12 protein-coding genes are annotated in these 14,318 nt (G+C 71.7%); 5 read left to right on the top strand and 7 right to left on the bottom strand.

Annotation, left to right across the window (positions count from 1 at the left end):
* The 5 genes from ACWGL3_RS25140 to ACWGL3_RS25120 all read right to left on the bottom strand — a co-directional run.
* Positions 1 to 1,187, bottom strand: a 1,187-nt coding sequence (locus ACWGL3_RS25140) for a glycosyltransferase family 4 protein (RefSeq protein ID WP_452461861.1), incomplete at its 3' end; no start/stop codon positions are given.
* 300 nt (positions 1,188 to 1,487) lie between these two features.
* Positions 1,488 to 2,162, bottom strand: coding sequence for an aggregation-promoting factor C-terminal-like domain-containing protein (locus ACWGL3_RS25135; RefSeq protein WP_267946146.1), 675 nt, complete (start codon positions 2,160 to 2,162; stop codon positions 1,488 to 1,490).
* Positions 2,163 to 2,204: 42 nt separating this feature from the next.
* The gene (locus ACWGL3_RS25130) at positions 2,205 to 2,732 is read right to left on the bottom strand and encodes a hypothetical protein (RefSeq protein WP_352982798.1); all 528 of its coding nucleotides are present in this window, start codon (positions 2,730 to 2,732) and stop codon (positions 2,205 to 2,207) included.
* 8 nt (positions 2,733 to 2,740) lie between these two features.
* Positions 2,741 to 3,541, bottom strand: coding sequence for an OmpA family protein (locus ACWGL3_RS25125; protein ID WP_267946144.1), 801 nt, complete (start codon positions 3,539 to 3,541; stop codon positions 2,741 to 2,743).
* 330 nt (positions 3,542 to 3,871) lie between these two features.
* Positions 3,872 to 4,084 (bottom strand): hypothetical protein, encoded by a 213-nt coding sequence (locus ACWGL3_RS25120; RefSeq protein WP_267946143.1) that lies wholly within the window; start codon positions 4,082 to 4,084, stop codon positions 3,872 to 3,874.
* Positions 4,085 to 4,558: 474 nt separating this feature from the next.
* Between ACWGL3_RS25120 and ACWGL3_RS25115 the strand changes: the two genes are divergently transcribed.
* Positions 4,559 to 5,743 (top strand): TIGR04222 domain-containing membrane protein, encoded by a 1,185-nt coding sequence (locus ACWGL3_RS25115; protein WP_452461860.1) that lies wholly within the window; start codon positions 4,559 to 4,561, stop codon positions 5,741 to 5,743.
* Between the two features lie 171 nt (positions 5,744 to 5,914).
* On the opposite strand, the gene ACWGL3_RS25110 is transcribed toward ACWGL3_RS25115, so the two are convergent.
* The gene (locus ACWGL3_RS25110) at positions 5,915 to 6,922 is read right to left on the bottom strand and encodes an LLM class flavin-dependent oxidoreductase (RefSeq protein WP_267946141.1); all 1,008 of its coding nucleotides are present in this window, start codon (positions 6,920 to 6,922) and stop codon (positions 5,915 to 5,917) included.
* A gap of 184 nt (positions 6,923 to 7,106) precedes the next feature.
* On the opposite strand from ACWGL3_RS25110, the gene ACWGL3_RS25105 reads away from it, so the two are divergent.
* Together ACWGL3_RS25105 and ACWGL3_RS25100 are read left to right on the top strand one after the other, a co-directional pair.
* Positions 7,107 to 7,502 (top strand): ArsR/SmtB family transcription factor, encoded by a 396-nt coding sequence (locus ACWGL3_RS25105; RefSeq protein ID WP_267946140.1) that lies wholly within the window; start codon positions 7,107 to 7,109, stop codon positions 7,500 to 7,502.
* Positions 7,503 to 7,899: 397 nt separating this feature from the next.
* Positions 7,900 to 9,906 (top strand): protein kinase domain-containing protein, encoded by a 2,007-nt coding sequence (locus ACWGL3_RS25100; RefSeq protein WP_452461859.1) that lies wholly within the window; start codon positions 7,900 to 7,902, stop codon positions 9,904 to 9,906.
* A gap of 32 nt (positions 9,907 to 9,938) precedes the next feature.
* On the opposite strand, the gene ACWGL3_RS25095 is transcribed toward ACWGL3_RS25100, so the two are convergent.
* Entirely contained in the window at positions 9,939 to 11,162 is a 1,224-nt protein-coding gene (locus tag ACWGL3_RS25095; protein ID WP_267946138.1) for a DUF418 domain-containing protein, read from the bottom strand.
* Positions 11,163 to 11,628: 466 nt separating this feature from the next.
* Between ACWGL3_RS25095 and ACWGL3_RS25090 the strand changes: the two genes are divergently transcribed.
* A complete protein-coding gene (locus tag ACWGL3_RS25090) occupies positions 11,629 to 12,561 on the top strand; it encodes a nitroreductase/quinone reductase family protein (protein WP_452461858.1) in 933 nt (310 codons plus the stop codon).
* A 339-nt stretch (positions 12,562 to 12,900) separates the two neighbouring features.
* Positions 12,901 to 14,139, top strand: a complete 1,239-nt coding sequence (locus ACWGL3_RS25085) for a S8 family serine peptidase (RefSeq protein WP_267946136.1) — start codon at positions 12,901 to 12,903, stop codon at positions 14,137 to 14,139.
* Positions 14,140 to 14,318: the final 179 nt, after the last annotated feature.

The following is a 14,318-nucleotide window of genomic DNA, read 5'->3' as shown; positions in this document are numbered from 1 at the left end:
GCCGGCGCCCGCGGCGCCCGCCCGGCCAACTCGGAGAACAGCTCCTCGTGCAGGCGCACGACGTTGGCCGGGTCGAACCGCTCGGAACCCAGGAGGGCCGCCGCGGACATCCGGCGGCGGAGGCCGTCGTCGGCCATCAGTGTGGACAACCCCTCGGCGATGCCCTGGGCCGACCGGTTGGGCACCAGCAGCCCGTCCTCGCGGTCGCGGATGATCGACGCCGGCCCGTGCGGGCAGTCGGTACTCACCACGGGCAGCCCCGACCGCATGGCCTCCACGATGGTCATCCCGAACGGCTCCTCGCTGGAGGTGACCGCGGCGAACGCACCCTGGGCCCAGGCTTCCTCCACCCGCGGGTGCGGCCCCATGAGCCACACGCGGTCCTGGAGGCCCAGCGAACGCACCAGCCGGACCAGCGACGCACGCTTGTCGCCGCGCCCGTAGATGCGCAGTGTCCATTCGGGGAACTCGTCGCCGACCATGGAGAAAGCCTCCACCAACAGGTCGTGCCGCTTGCTGGGCGCCAGCCGCCCGGCGGCCACGATCGTCCGCGTGTTGTGGCCGTTGGCGGTGAACGGCGGGGCGGGCACCGAGTTCGGGATGGACAGCACCCGGACCCCCGGCATCGGCATGCGCTCCGCGTAGGTGCGCGCGTCGGCCTCGGTCACCGTCACGAACGCGTCCAGGCGGGGGTACTCGGCCTCCATCACCCGGCGCAGCGGTTCGGAGTGCTGGTCGTAGGTCAGGTGCTCCTGGCCCACCTTCACCACCCGGCTCGGGGCGGCGCGGGCGATCACGACGTTCAGACCGGGCCGGGTTCCCACGACCACGTCGGCGTCCGTGGTGGCCAGGTACTCCTCCAACCGGTCGTCCGTGAGCCGGCTGTGCGTGGACCCCCGGGTGTCCTCCTGCGGGAACAGCTCAGGCGGGAGCCCGGCCCGCTCGGACCCCTCGTACAGGGGGCGCCCCTCCGCCCCGGCGCCGGGGCCCCGCCTGTCCTTGCGCACGTCGACGAGGGGCCGCAGGCGCACCCCGGACGGCACGGGCAGGGCGGGCTCGGCGCGGTGCCGGAACACCGAGACGATCTCGACCTCGTGCCGTGCCGACAGCGCCGCCGCCTGGTTGGCGACGGTACGGACGGTGCCGCCGATGCCGTACATGTCGTTGATCAGATAGGCGATCTTCACTGGCCCCCCGTGTTCCCGGCGCCGCTCGGCGTTCTCTCGCGCGGGAAGGCGCCGACCCCCGTCGACCACGCCGATCCGAGCCCCCCGGCAGGGAAAGGCGTGGGGAATGAACGCTCAGGCTATGGGTCCTGTCCAAGTAGAAAGTACTTTATGTCGGATTACTGCCTGAAGGTTTGCCGGTCAATGTGCGGCTTTTGCGCACACCAGGGGTCGTCCGGGGAATGAGAAAGGCGCCGTCCCCCGCAGGGCGGGGGCGGCGCACGGGGCGCTGGTCTCGGCGGACACGCGCCGAGGGCGGGTTCAGTAGGTGCCGGAACCCTCCCACTGCGCGAAGGCGCCGCAGGGCGAGTCGTAGGCGGCAGCGATGTAGCCGATCCCCCAGGAGATCTGCGCCGACGGGCTCTCCATGTAACCGGCGGGCATCGAGCCGTGCCTGGCCGGGTTGAACCCGGCGATGCCGCTGTTGCCCGTCTCGGTGTCGACGACGGTGTGGTCCCAGCTGGAGATGGTGCCCCACAGGTTGCTCAGGCACTGCCATTCGCCGTCGGTCCACCCGGCGTCAGCGGACATGCGCATGGCGAGGCTCTGGTTCTCGGTGGAGGTGGGGTCGTCGCCGCTCCACTCGTACTGCTCGGGTTCCTCCGGACGGTCGGCGTCGACCCACGTCTCGTCGCCGCAGTCGGGCCCCTCGACCAGACAGACCATCTGCCGGACCCCGCTGTTGAAGGTCTGGCTCAGTTCGAGCTGGTACACCGAGACCATGATCGCCGCGGCCAGTACGGTGACCGCCGCGAGCTCGACGAGAGCCGCGCCCCCGTCCTGTCCGGATCTTCGTGCCGGACGGAACCAGCGGGAGGCGCGTTCGATCCGGGCCCGCACACGAGGCGGCCCGTGGCGTGCGCCCGAGCGTCCGGGCGGTCCGCTGGGGGAGGGCCGTCGGCTGCCTCCGGGGGCGGGGCGGTGGGGGGTGGGCAACGCCGTCTCCTACGGGTGTCCGGAAAGGGAACGGAACAGGGGTCAGGAAATCGGAACATCCTCGATGGGCTCGAAATTCGGTATTTCGATGTTTATCGAATCAATGTCACTCGGCACTGAGAACATGGACCAGTATGCGACCTGGGAGCCGGGTTCGACCTGCTGTGCGATATTGTTTGACGTGGGGCCAGAGCAAAGGCATTCGCCGTTCCCATCCATGATGGGATGGAATCTGGTGCCCGAATCACCACTCACGGCGGTTACGCCAGCATAGTTCGGCCCTGAATAGCTGTATGCTCGGTCCCTCAGCCAGACGATTCCTCGCGCATTACTCCCGGAGTTTTCGATACTCCATGTAACCGAGAGGAATGCTCCTGTCTCGTCACGTTCTGCCTGGTGGACAGTGGCGGTCAGGCCGTCTGACTGGTCGCTGTTCCCTGGGGCGCTCCCAAGGCTTTCGAGGTCGGAGGCCAGGGGGGTGGCAGATGCCGAACTGACTCCTGTCGCAGTGGCGAAAAAAGTGGCCACGGCTAACACGACGAGGCCAGGGCGGCTGGAAAGTTTGATCATGTCGACCCCTACTTCGCGAATGTGACGGTGACTCGACGGTTGCGTTCGCGACCCTCTTCTGTTTCATTGTCGGCTATCGGGTCCGCAGAACCGTGTCCCTCCACTTCGAAGGTTACCCCCTCTCTTGAGACCAGTTCTTGGAGGGTTCCTTCTACTGCTTCTGCACGTTCGCTTGACAAGGGAAGGTTGACTGAGTCGTTTCCGGTGTTATCGGCGTAGCCATCGATGTTCACAACGCCCGCGCTTGCGTCATCTATCTCTGTTGCCACCTGTGCCAGAATTTCTTGCGAATCTGGACCGAGATTTGCACTGTTTGTTTCGAACAGCACGTCAGAGGCGAGGATGATGCTTACTTCGTCGTTATTTTCGGTGCGACCCGTCTGGTCCTCGATGTTATCTGAAATCATTGTCAGGGGAATGATCTCAGGTTCTTCGAGTCCAGAATTTTCGACAGTTTCTGAAGACTGGGTGATAGGGACGTCCATGATGGGGGGTGTCATGGGCGTTGTTATTGTCATGGTTTCGACGTCGCTTGGGGGCTCGGGGTATACGACCCAGAGATCCAAGGTTTCCCCGGTTGCAACATTTCCGTCTGTTGAGGCGCAAAAGCAAGACCCGCTGGTCTGTTCGTAGCTGAGGTGGCGTGTCTGGTTGACCGCATCGAGAAGTGTGATCTGGCTTGCTGTATGAAGGTTCTCCTGGTCGCTCAGGCCGCTGTAGAGAAGGAAATTTTCCCCGGAATTATTGGTCAGGCCCAGGCGTAGCCTGAGTAACCCGTTCCCTACGGTCTCGAGAGCATAGACGTCCACCTGGAGGTCGGAGCCCAAGTTCGTGGACGTCGCTGTGCTGCTTGCAATGATTTCTGGGCTGCTGCCGGGATCCTGGGATGGTTCGCTTTCGGATTCCGGGGCAGAGGTTTGAGTTCCGTCGGTGTCAGGGGCCTCGCCTGAGGCGACCACGCAACCAGAGGTGAGAAGAAGGGCTGCAGACACGGCCAGTGAGCCCCGTACCAACCTCCTGTTGCGCCCCTCGTTCTGGGAAGACTGGGGATCCGTTTTCAACTTCTTCCCGTTTCTCTTTTGTTCTGACTCGTGTACCGACGGGATCTTTGCTCGTTGTTTCGCGAGGAGAAACCCGGTCTACGGGTTCCCTTGGAGGATGCTCGTCACGGACATCCCGATGCCATCGCTGATGCTTTGGGGGAGGCCGAGAGCGAAAACGGCGACGGCGATGGCCGCGACGAGGATGAGGATGGCGGCGTATTCGACGATCCCCGCGCCCTCGTCCTGCCTCTCGGAGGGGGGCGCCAGGTAGGTGCTGAGCGTCACCCAGAACCTGTTGGGACTGTTCACGGAACTGACTCCTTGCGGGAAGGGCTGAGGGCGCCGCCGGGGTGCGGCTCTGCGCCGGTGAACCGAGGCGGGGGTCCACCGGGGGTGTGCGTGCGGGTTCTGAGTGACCCTGGGGAACCACTATCCGACACGGGCTCGGGTGCCGCCCCGCGTCCTGGCCGGATGTGGCCATCTTTCTTCAGGATGCCCTCCGGGGCACGGGGCCACACACTTTCCACAGGGCTCGATGTCGGCCCAGGTGGATGCCGGTAACCGGGGAGTCGGTGGTTCACGTCCGCGCTGCCAGGGAGGTCACGATCGGTGCTCGTCGAGTGACCATGATGGCACGCGGTTCGCCGGGATGTCATGGCCGGGGGTGTAATGCCAGGCCACCCCGCGTCCGCGATATCGCCGTGGTGTTGGATGGGTGGGCCGTTCCGGCCGGGACGGCCGGAGGGAGCGTGATCCCGACACCGACGCGGAAAGGCGGCGGGGATGGACGGCAGTTCTATTCTCTTCCTGGTTCTGGGGGCGGCCGCAGGCCTCCTGGTCGGAGGCGTCCCGCTTCTGCGGGTCGTTCGCGGTCATCTCGATCTCCGGGCCGCTCTCCGCAGGAGCCCGGGACCGGTCCCGGCCCCCGACCCCGACGAGCTGAGCCCGAACGAGCTGGCCTTCCTCGCCGGGGGACCGGTGCGGGTGGGGGAGACGGCGGTCGTGGACGCGTTCCTGGGCGACCGCATCCGGAGCCAGGCCGCCAGGGGGTTCTTCACCCTCGTGGGACCCGGCGTCCCCTACGCGCACGAGAAGGACCCCACACGGCGCGTCCTGGTGAGGGCGTTCAAGAAGCGCGTCGGGGTCAGCGCCCGGGAGATGGTGCGCCGCGTGGTGACGGGCCGCGGCGTGGAGCAGATCAGACGGGACCTGGCCGGGTCCGGGCTGATCGTCGACACCCCGGAGGTCCGCGCGATCCTGGAGCGGCGGGCGGGGCTCCCGAGGGTCATCCGCGGGCGGAGGATCCTCTCGCTGCTGGTCGCCGCGGTGGGAGCGGGGACGTTCTTCCTGCTGGAGCCGACGAACCCGGGGCTGGCAGCCCTGGCGGGCGGCCTCGCGGCCTCGGCCCTCCTGGTCGCCGCACAGGCGGTCCTGGCCGCGACAGGCGGCCCGGCCGTCCTTCCCAACACCGCGGCGGGCGACGAGGTCGTCTCGCGGGCCCGGGAGCGCTACGGGAACACCACGGCCCTGACCACGGCCGAGATGACCCGGGACCAGGCGGTTCGCCGCACGGCGGTCACCGGTTTCCGGGCGCTGCGGGCCGGTGGCCGCGATCGGAGCTCCAGCAGGGCGGTGTCCGAGGACGGATCGCCGGCCTTCAGCCCGGACCTCACCGCGGCCAACGCTGTGTCGGGGGACGGGGGTGACGCGGGCGGCGGCGGTGGCGTCATCGACCAGGACAGCCTCTGCGAGTTCGCCGACCTCTGCCAGGGCGGCACCTCCGAGAGCGGCGGCTCCGACAGCACCTTCGGCGGCGGCTCAGGCGGTGACGGCTGGAACGGCGGTTTCGACGGGTCCGGAGGCGGTGGATCCGGCGGCGGATGGGGCAGTGGCGGCTGGGGAGGCGGCAGCGGTGACTCCGGCGGCGGCGGAGGAGACGGCGGCGGGGGTGGCGGCGGGGGCGACTGAGCCCGCCGGCCGCGGACCGGCGGCGGGTTCCGGGCCGATGTACAGGGGGACCGTGGCCGGGCCGGGCTCCGCTGGAGCCCTGCCCGGCCCGCCCTCACCGGGAAGACGGCGCCACTGCCTGCCTACAGTTCGGCGCCGCCACCCTTGACCGGTTCCCGGGTCGGGTGTGGGTCAGCCCTGTTCCGGACGCCGGAGTTCGGCCACCTCCGCGAGCAGCTCGAACGAGCGCAGGCGGGCCGACTGGTCGTAGATCATCGACGACACCATCAGCTCGTCCACACCCGTGTCAGCGACGAACAGTTCGAGCTTCTCACGGACGGTTTCGGGGGAGCCCACGAACGAGTAACGAAGCATGTGGTCCAGTCGTTCCTTCTCGCCGGGACGCCATGCCGTGTCGAGGCTCTCGACCGGCGGGCGCAGGCGCCCGCGGGCGCCGCGCAGGGTGCCGAGGAACGCCTGCTGCATGGTGGTGAACAGCCGGCGGGCCTCCTCGTCGGTGTCGGCGACGAAGGCGTTCACCCCGGCCATGACGTAGGGCTTCTCCAGTTGGGCGGAGGGCCGGAAACCCGCACGGTAGGCCTTGAGCGCCTCGTACAGGGCGTCGGGGGCGAAGTGCGAGGCGAACGCGTACGGCAGGCCGAGCTGGGCGCCGAGCTGGGCGCCGAAGAGGCTGGAGCCGAGGATCCACAGGGGGACACGGAGCCCCTCGCCGGGAACGGCGCGGACCGGCTGGCCGGGTTCGGCGGGCTCGAAGAACGCCTGGAGCTCCTGGACGTCGCTGGGGAACGTCGAGGAGGCGCTGTGGTCGCGGCGCAGCGCCGCCATCGTGCGCGGGTCGGTGCCGGGCGCGCGGCCCAGGCCGAGGTCGACGCGTCCCGGGTAGAGCGACTCCAGGGTGCCGAACTGCTCGGCGATGACGAGCGGCGAGTGGTTCGGGAGCATGATGCCGCCGGCGCCGACCCTGATGCTCGTCGTGCCCTCGGCGATGAACCCCAGCGAGACCGACGTGGCGGCGCTGGCGATGGCCTGCATGTTGTGGTGTTCGGAGAGCCAGAAGCGGGTGTAGCCCGCGCGTTCCGCGTGCTGGGCGAGTTCCCGGGCGGAGCGGAGCGCCTGGCCGGGGGTGGACCCCTCGGCGATGCTGGCGTGGTCGAGCACGGACAGCGCGATGGTGGACATGGTTGCCCTCTTCCCCTGCTGCGTAGCGGTTCCTGCGGCAGGGCCGGGGCGGGAGGGTCGGTGACCCCAGCCTGTCTGCGCGTTCGATGTTCGACGAACATCGAATTACGAAGGTACACTCGCGACTGTCCATGAGCCAAATCCCGTCTGGCCGTCGGCCAGGCCCCGTACGAGGAGGACCGCCTTGGCTCCCAGGGAGCAGGAGCACCCCGCCCTCAACGACGTGGAGCTGGTGACGGTGCTCTCCGCGCTGGCCGAGCCGACCCGGTTGCGGATCGTGCGGATGCTCGCGGCGATGGAGGGTGAGCGGGCGTGGAAGGACATCGACCTCCCCATCGCCCAGTCCACGCTGAGCCACCACCTGAAGATCCTGCGCAACGCCGGCCTGGTGCAGAACCGCACCGAGGGCACGCGGTGCTTCATCTCCCTGCGCGACGCGGAGCTGGAGGGGCGCTTCCCGGGGCTGCTGGAGTCGGTGCTGGAGTGCCGGGACACCGCTCTCGCCAGGGAGTCGGAGGAACCCGCGTCCCCGGAGAAGCACGGGGCAACCGAGGGTTCATCGGTCCCAGCGGCCACATGAGAGCAGGTCAGCGCCCAGTCACGGCCGGACGGAAGCCGTGGCCGGGCGCCGCGTTCACACAGTAGGCGACGGCGGAGGCCCCTGTCAGGGGTTGCGCCCGGCTGCAATGGGGCCCTCCGTGCTCCTCCGCCTCCGGCGGGCCGGTCCCGTTCGAGGTCCGGCTACCCGCCGCCGGGGCGGCGCACCGTGTCCGTCCCCCTGGGGGGCTGCCGGGCCGTGGGCCCGGCGCGGTGGCCCGTGCTCTCCGTTCCCCGGGCCGTGGGAGGAGACCGGGGAGGTTCCCGGGTGCGTTCGGGAATGTACGCTCTGTATCCAGGAGATTCCCGTACCCATGGGTCGTAGCTGGACGGGTCGGACACCGCGCCGACGGCCCAGGAGAGTCGAAAGCGTTCCCCCCATGGCACCCACCCCGTCTACTCCCCTCCCACCGCACGTCCGACCCCTCGCCGGCGACGACCCGGAGACGGTCGGCGGCCACCGGTTGATCGGCCGCCTCGGCCGCGACGGCACGGGCACCGTCCACGCGGCCGTGTCACCGGACGGGGAGCCCGTCGCGCTCAAGCTCGTCCACCCGCGGGCCCCGGCCGCAGGGGCGCGGAGCGCCGCCGCGGTGGTCCGGGGGAAACGCGGCGTGTGCTGCGTGAGGGTCGCGGACAGCGGGAACCTGGGCTCCCGACCGTGGTCGGCGACCCCCTACGTGCCCGGGACCGGCCTCGCCCGCCACGTGGAGGACAGCGGCCCGCTGCCCGGAGGCGCGCTCCTCGTCCTTGCGGCGGGGACCGCGGAGGCTCTCGCGTCGGTCCACGCGGCGGGCGTGCCCCACGGTGACGTCAGGCCCGCCAACGTCGTCGTCGCCCCCGGCGGCCCGCGGTTGATCGACCACGGGATCGCGCGCCTGTCGGACGACGGCGAGGCGCCGGCGCCCGGGGGCGGCCCCGGGTGGCTCGCCCCGGAGCGCTGCGCGGGCGCCCGTCCCGACCCCGCCTCGGACATGTTCTCGTGGGCGTGCCTGGTGGCGTTCGCCGCGACCGGCCGACCCCCCTCCGGAGGGGGCGAGCCCCTCACAGAGGCCGCCCGCCGCGCCCGCGAGGGGTCCGTCGACCTGTCCGCTGTCCCCGAGGGGCTGCGCGACCTGCTGAGCCGCGCCCTGTCGCCGGACCCCGGGCGACGGCCCTCGTCGGAGGAGGCGTACCTGGAGTGCCTGCTGCTCGCGGGGGTCGAGGACGACGCCACCCGCGAGGTGTGGGCCGACCGCCTGCGCGGCCTCGTCCACGCCCACTGGCCGCCGGTCGACACGGACTGGCACCGGCCCGGGCGGTGGACCGACGCCGCCCGGGCCCTGGCGGAACAGGGCCCGGGGGCGGTCCGGCCGCACCGCGGTCCCGCCGGCCCGGCCCGGGAGGGCACGCGGGACGCAGGCGCCGGGCGCACCGCCGGCACCCTCCTGCGCCGGGGGCGGCCGGGCGGGCTCCTCGCCCTCGCGGTCGCCGCGGGAGTGTTCGCCGGTGCGGCGCTCGGCGGCGGGTACCTGTTCCTGGACACCCTGGCCGAGGGGGCGGACACCGCCGCGCCGGAAGGCGGGGGCGGCGCCGGGGTGGAGCCGGAGGGGTCCGCGCGGCTCTCCGGGGCGGACCTGGTGGCGGCGTCGCTGGACACGTTCCTGGCCGCGGAGTCCTTCGAGCTCACCGTGCTCACGCACGCGGGGAACGGCGAGGGTTTCGGCCAGCCCCTTCCCGCCGACACCGGTACCGTCCCGACCCTGTTCGACCGGGTACTGCGCCGGTCCGGGTCCCCGGACGCGCTCCGCTGGAGCAGCACCGTCAGCGGGTCGCGCACCAGCGACCTGATGGTGGTGGGCGGGGAGCTGCTGCGCGGGGAGGGCACCGCCTGGGACGGCGCCCCCACCTGGTACCGGGTCGGGTCCGCGCCGGCCGCCACGTTCAGCCCGGAGGGGGTGGTCGGGCCGCTCGTCCGCGCGGCGGAGGCCGGCACGGTCACCGGAGAGGCCGAGACGGTCTTCAGGGCGCCCGCGCCCGCGGAGGACGCCTACGGGCACCTCGCGGGCGGTGTGCCCGAGGAGGTGCCCGCCGTCCGGGTGGAGGGGGACTTCCGTACCTCCGACGCGGACGCGCGGGAGGCGACACGGTTCACGCTCGTCGCCACGGAGGACGGCGTCCCGCTGTCCTTCGCCACGGAGGGCGCCGCGGACGGCGGCCCCGTCCTCAACGGGCGCCCCGTCTCACAGGAGGTGCCGCCGTCGCTCATGGCCCCCGCCGTCCCGGTGGAGCGGTGGTACACGCAGTACACGTTCGTGGAGCTGAACGGCAGACCGGACCTGCGCGTCCCCGACCCCGCCGAGGTGCTGCCCCCGGGGGCCGAGGCCCCCTCGCCGATCGCCCACTGACCGGTGAGGCCGCCGCGCCCCGGCCCGCCTCCTCAGGAGGAGGGGGAGGGGGTGTGGGCGCTCCCCGCGTAGGTCAGACGGCGCAGCACCGCCTCGGCGGGGCCCCGGCGCCCCGACCTGCGCAACGCCTCCGCCAGGACCACGGTGGCGAGCCAGGTGGCGACCGCGACCGACGCGGCACCGGCGAAGCCGAGGGACGTCCCCAGCCCCGCGCCGTAGGGCGCGAACACCAGCGTGAACACCACCGACTGCGCCAGATAGCAGGTCAGCGACCGCTGACCGACCGCGGCCACGGCCCTCACCACCGGGCCGTACGGAACGTCGGACCCGGTGGCCCCGCGCCGTCCTTCCCAGCGGGCCGCGAGGAGGGCGAACAGGGCGGCCCAGCCCAGACCGCCGAACCAGCTGGTGTCGTCGTGCAGGAGCCCCAGGAGGGCTTCCGTCCACGCGGATCCGGCCGGCATGAGTTCCGCGTACACCAGCGCGTTCGGCAGCCCTGCGGCGGCGGCCACACCGAGTCCGAGCACGGCCGCGCGGACCAGCAGCGTACGGTGCGCGGCCGGTTCCTCCAGGATCCGGCGGTGCGCCGCCCAGATGCCCAGGGCGATCATCGGCATGGCGACGGTCAGCATCGTGTACGGCGTGTGCAGCAGCCACTCCTGGACCCGCTCGGCCGATGCGGTCCAGAAGTCCCCCTCGGTCAGCGACGGCGCGGCGATCGAGGTCTCCCCACCCGCACCTGCCAGCAGCACGGTCAACGTCGTGTTCAGGGTGACCGACCCCGCTGCCAGCAGACCCGCGGTCCACAGCAGCGTGGCGTCGCGTGCTCGCGTCAGACCCACGAACAGCAGCAGTGCCAGTCCGTAGGCGCCCACGATGTCCACCGGCAGCAGCAGGGCGCCGTGCGCCGCCCCGATCGCCAGCATCACCCAGCCGCGCCGCCGCAGCAGGCGGCGGGCGTGGATCCACCCGCCCCCACCGGTGCGCACCCTGCGCATGATCTGGACCGTCCCGTATCCGAACAGGAACGCGAACAGGGGTATGGCGCGGGTGTTCACCAGGGTGAGCTGGACGACCGCCACCGCCTGGTCGCCGAACGACCGCACCGGGTCCGGTCCGACCAGGAAGAACTGGGCGTTCACCAGGGCGATGAACAGCAGCATGAAACCCCGTGCCAGGTCCGGCGCGAGGGATCGCGCCGGGGTCGGCACGGGGTCTGTGGGCGGCGCTCCGGCCGCACCCGGGTCCTGGCTCACTGTGGTCCGCCTCCGTCTCGATCCGTGTGCCCACGAAGCTACGGACCGGGGAGGCCCGGCCCCATACGGCAGGCACACCTCTTCCGGTGGACCCGGCCCTACCCCCTGGGGTAGGCTCACCGGCGTGTCGCGTGCCCCGACCATGAGCAGTGGGCCGGTCGGTGGGCATGGAGGCACCTTGATCGTCGAGGAGAGCACCGTGAGCGCACCCACCATGCATCGCGCCTAGGAGTCCGCGCGGCGTCGGCCTGAGCCACGCCCGAACGCGTCGATCCACCGCGACCTCCCCGAGATCCACGACACCCGGTCGCCTCCGGGACACCTGTCACCCCACCCGACCCTTCCGTGCGCCCGCGCGCAGGGGCGGCCCGCCGGCGTGCTCCGCCGCGCGGTCCGCCGTGCGCGCCGCCGGTCGTGTGCGGGTTCCTCGGGGACGGTCGCCCACCCCACACCCCGAAGGAGACCTGTGCCAGATTCGTACGCACCGACCGCACCGCACGTCAGCGACTTCAACATCCCGGTCGTGGAGGAGTTCCGCGCCAACGGCGGCCGCGTGGGCGGCATGTTCGAGGGCGGAGACCTGCTGCTCCTCACCACCACTGGCGCCAGATCGGGCCGCGAGCACACCACCCCGCTCGGATTCGTCCGAGTGGAGGGGAAACTGCTGGTCATCGGCTCGGCAGGCGGCTCCGACCGCCACCCCGCCTGGTACCACAACGTCCTCGCCCACCCCATGGTCACCGTGGAGCTGGGCACCGAGGAGTTCACCGCCGTCGCCGTTCCCGCCGAGGGCGCGGAACGGGACCGGTGGTTCGCCGAGGTCGTGCGCCTGGTCCCCGGATACGGCGACTACCAGGCCGGGACCGCCAGGGTCCTGCCGGTGGTGGCACTGGAGCGGGACCGCCTCGCGGCCCCGTCCGAGGCCGCCAACCTCGCCGAGAAGTTGGTGGAGATCCACACCTGGCTGCGCGCCCAGCTCCGGCACGTCCGGGAGGAGGCCGACGCCTTCCTCGCGGAACGCGCGGCCCGGGCGGGGCAGGAGGGGGGCGGGGAGCCGGTGCTCGGGCTCAACCTCCAGCTGCGGCAGCACTGCCTGGCGTTCTGCGAGTCCCTGCATTACCACCACACGGGGGAGGAGTCGATGTTCCCCCGCCTCGCGGAGGCGGAGCCGCGCCTGGAGGAGGCGCTGCGGAGGCTGTCGGAGGAACACCGCACCGTGGACCGCATCCGCGGAGAGCTGGAGGCGCTCATCGGCGACCTGGCGACCGCCGATCCGGAGGCCTTCCGCCGTGAGCTGGACCGGATGACGCGGGAACTGGAGGCGCACCTGGACTACGAGGAGTCCGCGCTGTTCCCCGTCCTGACCGCCATCCCGTTCCCTCCGGGCGGGCCCGCGTAGCCGCTGTCCGGAACTGTGGGCGGTGTGCCGCCTGCGATCGGTCGTGAGGAGACCCGCTTCCACTGTCACCGCCGTTGCCCCTGGTGGCGGTGGGAGCGGGGCCGCTCCCGAAACCGGTCACGACACGTATTGCCTCCGGCACGACCGGTATCCGAGGTTCGGCGCGAACCACCGCGCCGGTGTCCGTCAGTGTCCGCGGAAACGCCCTACGTAGCCCCGCCCGCTCCGGGAAGTTACGTAGTGACCACGTATTGTCCGCGCCCGGGTCGCCGCGCATGATGGAAGCAGGGTGGCCACCCTCCGCATCCCCCGCCCCCTCCCCGAAGGGTTCCTCCCACCATGCGCAAGTTCGGTGCGGTCCTCGCGGCCGCAGCCCTGTTGCCGGCCGTGCTCGCAAGCCCCGCCCTCGCCGCCGACGCCACCGACACGACGGACACGGCGGAACGCACCTACATCGTCGTCCTGGACGAGGACGCCTCCCCGGACGACGTGGCCGACCGCCACGGAGACGACCCCAGCAGCGTCTACGAGCACGCGCTCACCGGCTACGCGGCCGACATGACCGCCGCCGACGCCGCCGCCCTGCTCCAGGACCCCGACGTGGCCTTCGTCCAGGAGGACCAGGTCATGCACACCTTCGCGCAGGACGTCCCGGACGGGGTGGCCCGCACCTTCGCCCCGGACAACCCCGGCCTGGCCATCAACGGCCAGGCCGACTACGTGCCCGACGTGTCAGTGGCCGTCCTGGACACGGGTGTGGACGCGGGCCACCCCGACCTGAACGTCGTGGACGCCGTGAACTGCACGAGCGGGACCTGCGTCCCTGTCACCGGCACCGACGGGAACGGCCACGGCACCCACGTCGCGGGCACCACCGCCGCCGTCGACAACGACGAGGGCGTGGTGGGCGTGGCGCCCGGCGCCGCCGTCTGGAGCGTGCAGGTCCTGAACTCCGGCGGCAGCGGCTCCCTCGCCGGGATCACGGCGGGCGTGGACTACGTCGCCGCCAACGCCGACCAGGTCGCCGTGGCCAACATGAGCCTGGGCTGTCAGGGGTGCACCAACCAGGCCCTCAGCAGGGCCATCGCCGGGTCGGTCGACGCCGGCGTCGCCTTCGCCGTCGCCGCGGGCAACAGCGCCACCAACGCCGCGAACTTCTTCCCGGCCAACCACCCCGACGTCCTGACGGTCTCCTCCATGGCCGACTCCGACGGAGCACCCGGGGGTACCGGCGGCACGCTCCGCTGCACCGGTGACGACGACGACACCCTGTCCTACTTCTCCAACTACGGCTCGGTCGTGGAGATCGCCGCGCCCGGCTCCTGCATCACCTCCACCCTGCCCGGTGGCGGCTACGGGTCCATGAGCGGTACCTCGATGGCCTCGCCCCACGCCGCGGGCGGCCTGGCACTGCTGGCCGCGGGCCCGGCCAAGCCGACCGACCGGGCCGGGGTGCTGGCGCTGTACGACGCCCTCGTCGGCGCGGGCAACCACGACTGGACCGACACCTCCGGCGACGGGATCCACGAACCGCTGCTGGACGTGGGCGACCCCGGCCTCTTCCCCTCCGACGGGTGACCCGCCGGCCCTCCGCCGCCGACCGCGGCCGGCAGGGCCCGGCCCACCCCGGGCGGCCCCTCCCCGAACTCGGGGAGGGGGCGCGCCGCCGCGCGGGGGGGGGCCCCGGGGGCCGGGGGGGACCGCGCGAACAGGGGGCGGCGGGGGACCGGGGTGCCCCGGCACATGGACCCGCCGCG

The organism is Nocardiopsis sp. NPDC055824 (assembly GCF_053616335.1).
This window is presented reverse-complemented; position numbering and strand designations above follow the sequence as displayed.

What these genes read in the sequence shown, in the direction of transcription:
- ACWGL3_RS25130 (WP_352982798.1), bottom strand. Translation starts at nt 2,732, where the DNA reads ATGATCAAACTTTCCAGCCGCCCTGGCCTCGTCGTGTTAGCCGTGGCC.
- ACWGL3_RS25115 (WP_452461860.1), top strand. Translation starts at nt 4,559, where the DNA reads ATGGACGGCAGTTCTATTCTCTTCCTGGTTCTGGGGGCGGCCGCAGGC.
- ACWGL3_RS25110 (WP_267946141.1), bottom strand. Translation starts at nt 6,922, where the DNA reads ATGTCCACCATCGCGCTGTCCGTGCTCGACCACGCCAGCATCGCCGAG.
- ACWGL3_RS25100 (WP_452461859.1), top strand. Translation starts at nt 7,900, where the DNA reads ATGGCACCCACCCCGTCTACTCCCCTCCCACCGCACGTCCGACCCCTC.
- ACWGL3_RS25085 (WP_267946136.1), top strand. Translation starts at nt 12,901, where the DNA reads ATGCGCAAGTTCGGTGCGGTCCTCGCGGCCGCAGCCCTGTTGCCGGCC.